The sequence below is a fragment of the Haloferax sp. Atlit-12N genome (assembly GCF_003383095.1).
In the GTDB taxonomy this organism is placed as follows: Archaea; Halobacteriota; Halobacteria; order Halobacteriales; family Haloferacaceae; genus Haloferax.
This window is the reverse complement of the sequence record NZ_PSYW01000001.1, coordinates 331129-343833: the sequence shown is the minus strand read 5'-3', so window position 1 is coordinate 343833 and position 12705 is coordinate 331129. Positions and strand designations below refer to the sequence as shown.

General features: G+C 68.0%; 14 protein-coding genes. 7 read left to right on the top strand and 7 right to left on the bottom strand.

The window, feature by feature from the left end; all coding sequences use genetic code 11:
• Nucleotides 1–73: 73 nt before the first annotated feature.
• From C5B90_RS01830 to C5B90_RS01820, 3 genes are all read left to right on the top strand, one after another.
• Nucleotides 74–418, top strand: coding sequence for an Htur_1727 family rSAM-partnered candidate RiPP (locus tag C5B90_RS01830; protein ID WP_394337525.1), 345 nt, complete (start codon nt 74–76; stop codon nt 416–418).
• Complete coding sequence (locus tag C5B90_RS01825; RefSeq protein WP_115878637.1) at nt 415–1623, top strand: TIGR04347 family pseudo-SAM/SPASM protein; 1209 nt, start codon at nt 415–417, stop codon at nt 1621–1623. The genes C5B90_RS01830 and C5B90_RS01825 overlap by 4 nt, the downstream gene beginning before the upstream one ends.
• Nucleotides 1624–1703: 80 nt before the next feature.
• Nucleotides 1704–1889, top strand: coding sequence for a hypothetical protein (locus C5B90_RS01820; protein WP_115878636.1), 186 nt, complete (start codon nt 1704–1706; stop codon nt 1887–1889).
• A gap of 61 nt (nt 1890–1950) precedes the next feature.
• Here the strand turns inward: C5B90_RS01820 and C5B90_RS01815 are convergent, their stop codons facing one another.
• The gene (locus C5B90_RS01815; RefSeq protein ID WP_115878635.1) at nt 1951–3000 is read right to left on the bottom strand and encodes an NAD(P)/FAD-dependent oxidoreductase; all 1050 of its coding nucleotides are present in this window, start codon (nt 2998–3000) and stop codon (nt 1951–1953) included.
• Nucleotides 3001–3141: 141 nt separating this feature from the next.
• Here C5B90_RS01815 and C5B90_RS01810 point away from each other — a divergent pair, with 141 nt between their 5' ends.
• On the top strand, nt 3142–3426 hold the full coding sequence (locus C5B90_RS01810; RefSeq protein WP_115878633.1) for a DUF357 domain-containing protein: 285 nt from the start codon (nt 3142–3144) through the stop codon (nt 3424–3426).
• Between the two features lie 66 nt (nt 3427–3492).
• On the top strand, nt 3493–3978 hold the full coding sequence (locus C5B90_RS01805; RefSeq protein WP_115878631.1) for a hypothetical protein: 486 nt from the start codon (nt 3493–3495) through the stop codon (nt 3976–3978).
• Here C5B90_RS01805 and cysS read toward each other — a convergent pair whose 3' ends face one another.
• The 3 genes from cysS to C5B90_RS01790 form a co-directional block, all read right to left on the bottom strand.
• Nucleotides 3979–5469, bottom strand: a complete 1491-nt coding sequence (cysS, locus tag C5B90_RS01800) for a cysteine--tRNA ligase (RefSeq protein ID WP_115878629.1) — start codon at nt 5467–5469, stop codon at nt 3979–3981.
• Between the two features lie 128 nt (nt 5470–5597).
• Complete coding sequence (locus C5B90_RS01795; RefSeq protein WP_115878627.1) at nt 5598–7391, bottom strand: globin-coupled sensor protein; 1794 nt, start codon at nt 7389–7391, stop codon at nt 5598–5600.
• Between the two features lie 66 nt (nt 7392–7457).
• On the bottom strand, nt 7458–7952 hold the full coding sequence (locus C5B90_RS01790) for a hypothetical protein (RefSeq protein ID WP_115878625.1): 495 nt from the start codon (nt 7950–7952) through the stop codon (nt 7458–7460).
• Between the two features lie 190 nt (nt 7953–8142).
• Between C5B90_RS01790 and C5B90_RS01785 the strand changes: the two genes are divergently transcribed.
• Together C5B90_RS01785 and C5B90_RS01780 are read left to right on the top strand one after the other, a co-directional pair.
• Nucleotides 8143–9021 (top strand): CbiX/SirB N-terminal domain-containing protein, encoded by an 879-nt coding sequence (locus C5B90_RS01785; RefSeq protein ID WP_115878623.1) that lies wholly within the window; start codon nt 8143–8145, stop codon nt 9019–9021.
• Nucleotides 9021–10193: a DR2241 family protein gene (locus C5B90_RS01780; protein ID WP_115878621.1), complete on the top strand. Its 1173-nt coding sequence runs from the start codon at nt 9021–9023 to the stop codon at nt 10191–10193. The genes C5B90_RS01785 and C5B90_RS01780 overlap by 1 nt, the downstream gene beginning before the upstream one ends.
• Nucleotides 10194–10233: 40 nt before the next feature.
• On the opposite strand, the gene C5B90_RS01775 is transcribed toward C5B90_RS01780, so the two are convergent.
• The 3 genes from C5B90_RS01775 to C5B90_RS01765 all read right to left on the bottom strand — a co-directional run bounded on the left by C5B90_RS01775 (nt 10234) and on the right by C5B90_RS01765 (nt 12503).
• Entirely contained in the window at nt 10234–10815 is a 582-nt protein-coding gene (locus C5B90_RS01775; protein WP_115878619.1) for a hypothetical protein, read from the bottom strand.
• A gap of 62 nt (nt 10816–10877) precedes the next feature.
• On the bottom strand, nt 10878–11063 hold the full coding sequence (locus tag C5B90_RS01770) for a methytransferase partner Trm112 (RefSeq protein WP_049905248.1): 186 nt from the start codon (nt 11061–11063) through the stop codon (nt 10878–10880).
• Between the two features lie 108 nt (nt 11064–11171).
• Nucleotides 11172–12503, bottom strand: a complete 1332-nt coding sequence (locus tag C5B90_RS01765) for an adenylosuccinate synthase (protein WP_115878617.1) — start codon at nt 12501–12503, stop codon at nt 11172–11174.
• Between the last annotated feature and the right edge of the window lie 202 nt (nt 12504–12705).

The following is a 12705-nucleotide window of genomic DNA, read 5'->3' as shown; positions in this document are numbered from 1 at the left end:
TAGCTGGCCGTAGTGAGTGGCCGAACAAGTCTAAAGCTTCGATTCCCACGCGCTGAAAACGGGCGAAACGAGCGTGGCCGTCCCGCCCGAAGCCGACGGCATGGACGACGACGACCCGAGGCGACGACCGCGAATCGACGGCAGCCGCCAGTGGGAAGTGTTCTACCGCGACGCGTCGGCCGAGCCGATGCGCCACGTCGGGAGCGTGAGCGCACCCTCCGAGGACGTCGCAACCGAGCAGGCGCGAACGCTGTTCGGCGACGGAGACGCGGACCTCTGGCTCGCGCCGGCCGACGAGTTCCTCCGACTCGGCGGGAACGACCTCGCGGCGAAGGGTGAGGGGTTGAACGCCGGGACTGAGAACGGTGACGCCGCGGGAGACGCCTGCGGTGCCGAAAACGTGGTGTCCGCGGAATGATTTCCATCAGCAAACTCCTCTGTGGACAGGGCGCAGAGGGCGACGGCCTCCGCTACGACGACCCCGACGCCGACATCGACCAGATACGCGAGGAGAAACAGCGGCGCCCGGTCGTGGTCTGGAACACGACGCGGCGCTGTAACCTCTACTGCGAACACTGCTACGCCGGAGCCGACCTCGACCCCGCGCAGGGCGAACTCTCGACCACCGAGGCGAAGGGGCTCATCGACGACCTCGCGGCCTACGACGTGCCGGTGCTCCTGTTTTCGGGGGGCGAACCGCTCGTCCGCGAGGACCTCGTCGAACTCGTCGATTACGCGACCGACGCCGGCATCCGGGCGGTGCTTTCGACCAACGGGACGCTCATCACCGAGGAGAAGGCGCGCGCGCTCCGCGACGCGGGGCTCTCCTACGCCGGCGTCTCCGTCGACGGGTTGGAAGAGCGCAACGACCGCTTCCGCGGGAAAGAGGGCGCGTTCGACGCCGCGGTCCGCGGCATCGAAAACTGCCTCTCGGTGGGCCTCAAGACCGGCCTCCGGTACACCATCACCGAGCACAACGCCGCCGACATGGAGGACGTGGTGGACCTGCTGTACGACGTGGGTGTCGACCGCTTCTGTTTCTACCACCTCGACTACGGCGGCCGCGGCGGCGACATCGCCGACGCCGACCTCGACGACGAGGCCCAGCGCCGCGCCGTCCGCCGGCTGTTCGACATGACCCGCGAGTACCACGCCGAGGGCGAGGAGATAGAGACGCTCCTGGTCGGCAACTACGCCGACTCCGCCTACGTGGTCGAGTACGCCGAAGCGGAACTCGGACGCGACCACGCCGAGCGGATTCGCCGGTACCTCCGCGTCAATGGCGGCGACCCGACCGGCGAGCGCGTCGCCGACGTGGACTACCGCGGCGATGTGCACCTCACGCAGTTCTGGCAGGGCTACAGCCTCGGCAACGTCCGGGACCGGTCGTTCAGCGACATCTGGGACGACGAGTCGAACCCGCTTCTCGCCAAACTCCGCGAGCGGGAAGCACACCTAACCGGCAAGTGCGCAACCTGCCAGTATCAGGACGTCTGCCGCGGTTCCTCGCGGCTTCGGTCGCTCGCGGCGACGGGCGAACTGTTCGGGCCCGACCCGCAGTGTTACCTGACGCCCGACGAGCGCGGCGCGGGTGCCGACGCGAGTCCGGGCGCGGCCGACTGAGGCGAAGCACCGACCACGCACCCTTTCACCCGCTGGGAACGTTCCGTACGCTTATTTTTCGCCGAGTTCAACCGCGGGGTATGGAAACCAAACGAGGGGTCCCGAACATCCTCGGAAACGGGCTCGTCGTCGTCGGTCTCGTCCTCTTCGCGGTGGCGGTCGTGGACGCGGCCGGCGTCGTGGACGTGCGGTTCTCGCCGGGCGTCTACCTCGTCTTCGTGGCGATTAGCTTCATCCTCGCGTGGCTGTTGCGGTCGCTGACGTAGGGGGCACCGAACGGAAGGCAGGTCAGAAAACAGAACGCCGAGCGCGAGCGCTCGATGCCGCCTATTCGGCCGCGCCCGCGGCCGCCTGCTTTTCCTCGCGTTCGAGCTCTTCGAGGTAGTCGTCGGCGTCGAGAGCGGCCTTCACGCCCATACCGCCGGCCGTCGCGGCCTGCTGGTAGTGGTAGTCGACCACGTCGCCCGCGGCGAAGATGCCGGGCACGTCGGTCGCGGTCTGGCCGCCGCCGGAGCCGCCCTTGGCGACGATGTAGCCGTCGTCGTCGCGCTGGACGCCCGTCCCCTCGAGGTAGTCGGCGTTCGGCGTGTGGCCGATGGCGTAGAACACCGCGCCCACGTCGAAGTCGAACTCCTCGGTCTCGGGGTCGTCGAGCTTGTCGCTTGGGTGGCCCTCGGGGTTGCGGACGAGCGTCACGTGGTCGACGCCCTCCTCGGGCGAGCCGTGAAGCTCCGTCGCCTCGGTGTTGAGCATGAGCTCGATTTCGCCCTCGTCGACCTTCTCCATCAGGCGGTCGACCCAGTAGTCCTCGGCGCGGAACTCCTCGCGGCGGTGGACGAGGTAGACCGTCGAGGCGAACTTGGTGAGGAAGTTGGCCTCCTCGACGGCGGCGTCGCCCCCGCCGATGACCATGATTTTCTCGCCGCGGAAGAACGCGCCGTCACAGGTCGCACACGTCGAAAGCCCGTAGCCCATCAGGTTCTCCTCGCCGGGGATGCCGAGGGTGCGGGCCGACGCGCCCGACGCCGCGATGATGGCGTCCGCGGTGTACACGTCGCCGTTCTTGAGCGTGACCGTGAACGGGCGTTCCGAGGCGTCCACGTCCTCGATGATGCCGTGGCGAATCTCGGTGCCGAAGCGCTCGGCCTGCTCTTTCATGTTGTTGATGAGCTCCGGCCCGGAGATGCCCTCGGGGAAGCCGGGGTAGTTGTCGACCTCGGTCGTGAGCGTGAGCTGTCCGCCCGGCTCGTCGCCCTCGAGCACCAGCGGCTCGTTGTTGGAGCGGGCCGCGTAGATGGCAGACGAGAGCCCGGAGATGCCCGAGCCGGCGATGATGAGTTTCCTGTGTTCCACGAACGAATCGGCGTCCTCTGTCATGTCCGATAGTTCGCTACACCGGTGTCTTAAGGTTTCGCTGTATTGCGAGGAGTGCTACAACACCGGCACGATATCGCATGCCACGACCTCGACGGCGCGCGGAGCGAAAGACCGGTATCCGTCGCCGACGCATCGCTCCATATGGCCGCCGACCTACAGGAGAAGACGAACCGCTACGAGGGGATGCTCGCCGACGCGCTCGACGAGGCGGTGCAGGCCGTCCCCGACGAGACGCACCTCGGCGAGGCCGCCGCCGACTGTTTGGAGATGGCCGAGTCCTACCTCGACGACGGCCGGCACTTCAAGGAGGCAGACGACTGGGTGAACGCGCTGGCGTCGTTCTCGTACGGCTACGGCTGGCTCGACGCGGGCGTCAGAATGGGGTTGTTCGACATCCCCGACGACTCGCACCTGTTCACGATGTGACCTGCCTCATTCCTGTTCGCCGTGTGACTGACTTTTCTCCGACGGGCGCGTACGACACGCGAACAGATGTCCCCGACCGCCGCCCCTCACCGCGTTTCGGACGCACAGCGAACGCTCGAACAGCGGTTCGCCAACCCGTTTCTGCGTCGCGTGCTCCGCTCGCCGCTCCATCGACTCGCCAGTCGCTGGTTCGTGCTCGTCTCCTACGTCGGCCCCAAGAGCGGCCGACGGTACTGGTTCCCCGTCGCCTACGCCGTCGCGGGCGGCGGCATCGTCGCCGTCACGCCGAAGGCGGAGAGCAACTGGTGGAAGAACTTCCGCCGGCCGATGGCGTGCCGCCTGTGGTACCGCGGCCAGCGGCGCGAGGCGACCGGCGAGGTCGTCACGGGTGAGTTCGCCGTGGACCTGCTTGACCGCTACGCCGCGGCGCACGGGCTGTTGGCTCGCGAACTCGGAATATCCGAGACCGTCGGCGGTCGCACCGCGGCCGACGAGGGGGTGCGAGCGGCGGCGCGAGACGACGTCGCAGTCGTGCTGTTTCGGTTCGACTGACTACTCGAACCGGAACGTCGCGCCGTCGGGGCCGTCTTCGACATCGACGCCGAGCGCCGTCAGGTCGTCGCGAAGGTCGTCGGCGCGCTCGTAGTTACCCGCCTCGCGCTCGGCCTCGCGCACGTCCAAGACGAGTTGGACGAGGTCTTCCGCGACCGACACGTCGCCGCCCTCGCCCGCGTCGCCGAAGGAGAGGCCGAACACCTCGCCGCCGAGGTCCTCGAACGCCTCGATTGCCCGGCGGAGCGCGCGGTAGTCGTAGTGGTCGGCCTCGGCGTCGGCGACGTGGCGGTTGACCGCGCCGGCGAGGCCGAGCAGTTCGGCCATCGCCTCGCGGACGTTGAAGTCGTCGTTCATCGCCTCGCGGAAGTTCTCGCGAGTCTCGGTCACCGTCTCGCGGAGGTCCGTCGCCTCGACTTTCGTTCTGGCGTCGGGGCTGTCGGCGGCATCGACGGCCGCCTCGTAGGCGCGTTCGAGGCGCTCCCAGCGCTCTTCGGCCTCGGCGATGGTCTCCTCGGAGTACGTCTGTTCGGAGCCGTAGGCCGTCGAGAGGTAGAACGTCCGAATCACGTCCGCGCCGAACTCGTCGAGGGCGTCGCCGACGGTGAAGAAGTTGCCGAGGCTCGAACTCATCTTGTCGCCCTCCGTCTGGAGCAGGCCGACGTGGAGCCAGTAGCGGGCGAACTGCTGGCCGGTCGCCGCCTCCGACTGGGCGATTTCGTTCTCGTGGTGCGGGAACACGAGGTCGCGGCCGCCGACGTGGATGTCGAGGGTGTCGCCGAGGTGCGTCATCGACATCGCCGAACACTCGATGTGCCAACCGGGTCGGCCCTCGCCCCACGGCGACTCCCACGTCTCGCCGCAGGGTTCGTGGAGCGGTTCGAGGTCGGGGTTCCGGTGTTCGGCGGCCGTCTTGGGGTCGACCGCGCCGGCCTTCCAGAGCGCGAAGTCGGTCGGGTTGCGCTTCTCGGAGCGCTCGTCTTTCGTCGCCCGCGACTCCAGTTCCTCGAGTTTCTGGTTCGAGAGCTTCCCGTAGTCGTCGAACGTGGACACGTCGAAGTAGACGGAGCCGTTGGACTCGTAGGCGTGGCCGCGGTCGACGAGCGTCTGAATGAGGTCGATAATCTCGGGGATGTGCTCGGAGACGCGCGGGTAGACCTCGGCGCGCTTCAGGTTGAGTCCGCGCATGTCGCGAATCACGTCGCCGACGAAGTGCTCGGCGACGCTCGCCTCGTCGTTGCCGAGGTCGTCCTCGCCGATGCGGGCGGCTATCTTCTCGTTCACGTCGGTGAAGTTCTCGACGTGGCGCACGTCGTAGCCCTCGTAGTCCAGCCAGCGGTGCATCAGGTCGGCGTGCATCCACAGGCGGGCGTGGCCGAGGTGCGCGTGGTCCGAGACCGTCAGTCCGCAGACGTAGAGCAACACTTCGTCGCCGTGCGACTCGAACTCCTCGCGCTCTCCCGTCAGGGTGTTGGTCACGGACAGGGTCATCACACTCGGCTACTTCCGGGACCACTTTCAACCCGTCGGAAGCGCGGTCGGTGCACGGTCGGTGCGCGGTCGGTGTGTCGCCGTCCTCACGGGGCGACCGCCGCGCCGTCATCACCTCCTCGCGGCGACTACTTCGTCCACTCCGGGCGGTCGGCCTCGCCGCGGCGAATCTTCGCCAGCGTCTCCTCCGAGAGCAGTCGCTTGACGAACGCCGGAATCCGGTCGGTCGGGTCGTCGTCAGTCGGGTTGTCGGTCGAGTCGACGTCGGTCGCGGTGGACTCCGCTTTGCCGACTCGGTCACCGGTCGTGGTCGCCGATTCCGTCTCTCTCCGAACCGCGCGGTCGGCGTTCGCCGCCGACGCGAGCGCGTAGTGCCCGCCTCTGGTGGCGACGCCGCCATCGGTCGTCGTCTTCGCGCGCCGGCGGAACGATTCGAGGTCGGCCTCGCGGTCCAAGTCCTCGACGGCCGTGTCGAGGTCGGCGGCCTGTTCGGCCTGCTCGGAGACGCTCTCGGAGATGCGGTCTATCTCGGCGGTCACCTCGTCGACCTGCGTCGCCGCGTCGTCGACGAAGGTGGCGATGTCGGAGGTGAGCGTCGCCTGCTCGTCGGTCGCCCGCGCGACCTCGTCGATGCCGTCGGTCACGTCGGCGACCGAGTCGGTTATTTCGTCGAGGCTCTCGACGGTCGATTCGACCCGCTCGATGCCGTGGTCGATGTTCTCGTCGGCCGACGACAGCGCCTCGGCGGTGTCCTCGATGTGGTCGGTCACGTCCTCTATCATCTGACCGATGCGCTCGGCCTGCGACTTCGACTCGTTGGCGAGCGACTTCACCTCGTCCGCGACGACGGCGAAGCCCGAACCGGCCTCTCCCGCGCGGGCGGCCTCGATGGAGGCGTTGAGCGCGAGCAGGTTCGTCCGGTCGGCCACCTCGTCGATGACCTCGACGATGTTCTGAATCTCGTCGATGGCGGCCACGAGCGCCTCGACGTTCACGGTTATCTCGTCGCGGTCGTCGCCGACCTGCCGCATCGCGTCGATTGCCTCGCCGGCCTCGGCGCGGCCCTCCTCGGCCCGCGTGGTGGCCTCGTCGCTCCGCGAGGACACGTCGTCGGCGGTGGCCGCGACCTCCTCGACGGTCGCGCTGAGGTTCGATAGTTCGGCGGCGATTTCCTCGGTCATGTCGGCCTGCCGGGCCGCCAGCCCCTCGATTTCCGCGATGCTCTCGCTCGTGCCGGCGGTCTCTTCGTGCAGTTGAGACGCGACCGACTCCAGGTCTCCGCGGCTCTCCCTGGCCCGGCGGACCTCCTCGCGAACGTCCAGCGAGTACGAGTAGAGGTAGGTTGCGTTGACGACCTGTCGGTCGAGGTTGAGCCCGCGGACGACGGCCATCATGTCAGCGAACGCCTCGTCGACGACGCGTTCGACGCGGTCGGCGTCCTCGCCAGACAGCGACTCGGTGGCGTCGTCGATGGCGCGTCCGCGGAGTTCGTCCGCGAAGATGCCGGTGACGTTGGCGAACATCCCGCCGAAGTAGTGCAGCGGCATGTCGAGTTTGTCGTGGAGCAGGCCGATTCGCGTGCGCGCCGCGTAGTGGTTCTGATCGTAATTCCCGTCGGCGAACGAGCGGTAGTAGCCGGAAACGACCGCGCGGAGGCCGTCGAGGTCGGTCTTCGAGCGGTCGATGACGTCCGTCGTTCGCTCGTTGGCGAGAATCGGCTCGACGAAGCCGTCGACGAGCGCCTCGTCGCGGGCCTCGACGACGCCCCGGAGGTCGGCGAGACGCGCGGCGTCCTCGTCGTCGAAGCCGACGAACGACTGCCGCCAGCCCAACTCGTCGGCGTCGAGGTCGAGTTCGGCGAGGAGTTCCGTGGATGAAAGCGAGATGTTGCCGTCGTCGTCGCGGGGGCTGGGCGAAACCATTGACGTACTCACCGGTTCCGAGGTAATAAGCGCCGGCCGCCGGCTATCACGGCTGATAGCCGAAAATCAGACGTATAAATCGCTGACGGCCGCTTCGACGACGCGGAGAGTGGCGGCCCCCTGTCGGCGCGGAACGACCACGGCGAGCGTGTCGCCCGCGACGCCCGCGGCGTCGACGACGACTGACTCGGCGTCCAGTCGGGAGAGGACGACAGCGAGGACGGTCGGGTCGACCTCGCCCTCAGCGATGATAGCCGTGAGCGGGCCGCCGCCGGCGAGTTCGACGCCAGCGACCGAGAGCACGGGGTCGTCGTCGGTCTCCTCGACGTCCTCGCCCACGAGGCCGACGCCGCTCCGCATCGTCACGGCGGCGTCTCGGGGGTCGGCTTCGAGCGGCGGGAGGTCGTCGGCGAACCGGCGGAGCGCGGTCGCGACCGCCTCGTCGTCGCCGAGGTCGAGTTCGGCCGCGGCGGCGGCGTAGTTGACGACGCCCGCGCGGAGCGCGGCGAGGAGGTACGGTCGTTCGCGGACTGCGTCGCGCGCGTCGGCGGCGAGGGACATGTCTGCCGGGTCGTCGGGCGCGCGCAAAAAAGCGCCGCTCGCCGGGCGCTGTCGCGGTCGTCCCCGGGCCGTGACTCCCCGCGTGCCGGGCCGTATTCCCTGAACGAGTGGTGAACGCGAGTTGGCCGAACCCGAAGATTCCTTTCTTCGATGCGAAGTTCATAAGACAGTCGCCTCGTAACCCCCGGACATGCAAGCCCTGGTCATCGTGGCGCACGGGTCGCACCTGAACCCGGATTCGAGCGCCCCCACCTACGACCACGCGGACACGGTCCGCGAGGTGGGTGCGTTCGACGAGGTGCGAACCGGCTTCTGGAAGGAAGAGCCGTCGATTCGCGAGGTGCTCCGGACCGTCGAGGCCGACGAGGTGTACGTCGTCCCGCTTTTCATCAGCGAGGGTTACTTCACGGAGCAGGTCATCCCGCGAGAACTCCGCCTCGAAGGGTGGGACGTGGCCGACTGGGACTCCGACGGCCTGTCGGCGTCGCACGTCACGCTCACCGCGACGGACGTGCCCGAGAAGACGATTCACTACTGCGGGCCGGTCGGAACCCACGCGGCGATGACCGACGTGTTGGTCCGCCGCGCCGAGACGGTCACCGGCGACCCGAACGTCGGCGAGGGCTTCGGCCTCGCCGTCGTCGGCCACGGGACCGAGCGAAACGAGAACTCCGCGAAGGCCATCGAGTACCACGCCGACCGAATCAGGGAGATGGACCGCTTCGACGAGGTGCAGGCGCTCTACATGGACGAGGAACCCGAGGTCGACGACGTGACCGACTACTTCGAGTCCGAGGACGTGGTCGTCGTCCCGCTGTTTATCGCCGACGGCTTCCACACCCAAGAGGACATCCCGGAGGACATGGGCCTGACCGACGACTACCGCACGGGCTACGACGTGCCCGCCGAGGTCGACGGCCACCGCCTCTGGTACGCCGGCGCGGTCGGGACCGAGGGGCTCATGGCCGACGTGGTGCTCGAACGCGCCGCCGACGCGGGGGCCGACATCGGTAACACCCTCGAAGTCGTGCGCGAACGCACTCGGAAGACGCCGCAGGAGGCGAACTGATGGGGCACCACCTCGACGCCCTCGTCGACGCCGCGACGACCGGCGACGGCGTCTCGCTCGACGGACTCTCCGTCGTCCACGGCGACGACGGCTTCCGCCTCGAAACGCCCGACTCGACGCTTTCGGGCCTCACAGAAGGCGGTCTCCGCGAGGCTCTCGCCGACTGCGACGACTACGCGACGAACTGGTACTTCTGGTCCGAGGTCGTCGGTGAGTCCAGTCCCCAGCGACGGGCGTTCCTCCGCTGGGTCGAGGGCGCGCCCGTCGATGCGGGAGACGACGACGATGAAGTCGGAGACGGCGGCGACAACGACAGCGACGACGGCGACGGCGACGTCGCCTCGGTCTCCGAGCGCTACGACGACCTCCGAGACGGGGTCAGCCGCGAGTGGGGCCAACTGCACGTCACAGCCACAATCGACGACTACGGCGAGCGGTCCTACGAACTCCGCCACACCGACGAGGCCGACGCCGACCGCGACGACCTCGACCCCTACCACGAACCACTCGCGGCCCGCCAGTTGGCGACCTACGACGAGAAAGGGCGGTACCGACCGCTGAAGACCGGCAACAACCTCGCCGGCGGCTGGGTGTTCCCCGACCTCGACGGCCGCGACCTCGTTGAGACCGTCGAGACGTTCTACCCCGCGTCGGTGCCGAACTGGTACCGCGAGCGCCGGGGCGAACTCGACGTGGCCCACTGGGAAGACGCCATCGGCCGCCAGACCGGGATGTACAGCGTCGTGAAGACGTGGAACCGCGGCGACGGCCACGAGCACGTCAACTGGGTCGCGGAGGCCTGTTGTGACGACAGTCAGTGCGTCAAGCGCCGCGAGTGGCAGTACGACGACGAGACCGACCTCGACGTGGACGGCGGCGACGGCGCGTTCCCGTGCCGCGAGCCGTGTTCCGTCGTCATCGCGGCGTCCCGCAAGTGGACGCGGCTGGAGGGCGAAGAGACCCAGACCTACGAGTTCGAACTCACGCCCTCCGAGAAGGAACAGGTCGAAGACATCATCGAGGCCGTCGCGGACGACCGCACCGACGACATCCGCGAGGCCGACGTGTACGAGGGTGCGAACCGCTACCGGGCGCGGTTCCTGCGCGCGAAACTGTTCGACGACGAGGGCAACCTCGGCGGCGTCCCGACCGACGCGTCCGACGACGAGTAGGTCGCGCCGCGCGCGCTCCGCGTTTCGTTTTCGGACGCCGTCACCGCATCGTCAGCACCAGCGCCGCGAGGACGCCGCCGACGACGACGCCGGCGCCGAGGGTGATGGCAAAGCTCTCGAACACCGAGGCGACCGCCACCGCGAGGACGAGCGCGACGAGCGCGAGGCCGAAAAGCGGGGCGGCCCGCGGGTCGACGCTCGGGAACACGTCGGCGATGCTTTCGGTTACGCTCGGCTCGGGTTCGGGTTGTTTGGGCTTCGACAGCGTCTCGTCCACGTCGACCGGCGGTTTGCCGCCCTCGCCGGGTTCGACGGTCACGTCGACGTACCTCGTCTCGGTGCCGTGGCCGGAGACGATTTTGAGCTTCCCCGAGACGGGTTCGGGCGGCGGGGTGACGAACACCTCGACGGTCTTGGTCTGGCCGCCGTCGACGAAGTGGTTTCCTTCGGACAGGCTCGCCGCGCGCGAGAGTTCGTCGTCGATGTGGAGGTGGACGTGCACCGCCTGTCCGTTGTTCACGAGTTCGACCGAGAACGGGCCGTTCGTTGAGAACGACGGCGCTACCGAGAGGTCGTGGGGGCGCTCGTCGTTCAGCGTGACGGTGAGCGGCGCGTTCGACACGGCTTCACCGTCGATACGAGAATAGAAAAACGTTCAGGTCCGATGAGGTGTGGTTCCGCGCCTCAGTCGTCGCGCATGTCCGGCGGCAGGAGGTTCGGGATGCCGTCCTCGATGGGGTACACCTCGCCGGTGACCGTACCGATGAGCCGCCCCTCGAGGATTTCGTCGCCGTCACGCTCGTCGACTTCCAGCTCGAGTTCGCTCTTGTCGAGGGGGTCACAGAGGATGTCCATCAGGGATTCTTTCATTGTCGTGACGGTGGATTGCGCGAAGTAAAAGCGTACGGGTTCGCCGCCGTCGCGGCGGTGGTCGGCGGACGGCGGCGGGCCGTCATCGGTCGGCCGACCGCTCGGCGCTCAGTTGTCGAACGGGTTTTCGATGTGGACCGTCTGCTCGCGGCCCGGGCCGACGCCGACGGCGTAAATCGGCACGTCGAGTTCGTCCGAGAGGTATTCGAGGTAGTCCTGCGCGGCGTCCGGGATGGCGTCGTAGCCCTCCTCGGCGACGGCCGCCCAGTCCACTTCCGGCCACGTGTCGAACTCCTTGAGGACGGGTTCGCACTCGCCCCAGCGCTCGGTCGTCGCGGGCATCGTCAGGCGTTCCTCGCCCTCCAGTTCGTAGGCGTGGCCGACTTTGACCTCGTCGAGGCCGGCGAGCACGTCCAGGTGGTTGACGGCGATGCCGGTGAAGCCGCTGACGCGGGCGGCGTGGCGGAGCATCGGCATGTCGAGCCAGCCGATGCGACGCGGGCGACCGGTGACGGTGCCGAACTCGCCGCCCTTCTCGCGGATGAAGTCCGCGAGTTCCTCCTCGCGCTCGTCGTCTTTCAGTTCGGTCGGCATCGGGCCCTCGCCGACGCGGGAGAGATACGACTTGACGATGCCGACGACCTCGCCCTGTCCGACGACGGTCGGGCCGACGCCGGTGCCGGTGGCCGCGCCGCCCGCGGTCGGGTTCGAGGAGGTCACGTACGGGTAGCTCCCGTGGTCGATGTCGATAAGGGTGCCCTGCGCGCCCTCGAACATCACGTTGTCGCCGGCCTCGCGGCGCTCGGCGAGGAAGTCGCCACAGTTGACGGCCATGTCGTCCTCGCGGAGGCGGCGGCCGATTTCGGTGTACTCCTCGACGAGCGCTTCGACGTCGCACTCCTCACCGGCTTCGAGGCCGTACACGTCCTCGATGAGCGCCTTCTTCTGGGGAACCACGTACTCCAGTCGCTGGCGGAGCACGTCGGGGTCGAGCAGGTCGCCGACGCGGATGCCGCGGCGGCCCGCCTTGTCCTCGTAGGTGGGGCCGATGCCGCGACCGGTCGTGCCGACGGTGAGGTCCGAGTCGGCCTTCGCCTCCTCTTCGATGTTGTCGAGGCGGCGGTGGTACGGCATGATGACGTGCGCGCGCTTGGCGAGGCGCACGTCGGGTTCGAGGCCGCGCTCGCGGAGGTCGTCAATCTCGGAGAACAGCGTCCGTGGGTTGATGACACAGCCGTTTCCGAGGACGCCGACCTTGTCGCGGACGGCCCCGCTCGGGACGAGCGAAAGCTTGTACTCTTCGCCGTCTTCGACGACGGTGTGGCCGGCGTTGTCGCCGCCCTGATAGCGGACGACGATGTCAGCGTCGCCGCCCCACAGGTCGACGAGCGCGCCTTTGCCCTCGTCGCCGAGTTGCGAACCGACGATGGTAACAGTCATACGTCGGCCGTTCCCCGCGCCGCACTAAACAGATTACGGTCGCGGCCGACGAGCAATGCACATCCGTGCCTAATTACCGAACCGTTGCCGAAGAATACGCCATGAACACGCATTAGCGTGACGACGGATAACACAACGGTTAATTAGTGTCCTCGTTAAGGTCGCGTTATCTCATTATTCGCCGACCGGGAGGGCAAGGCTT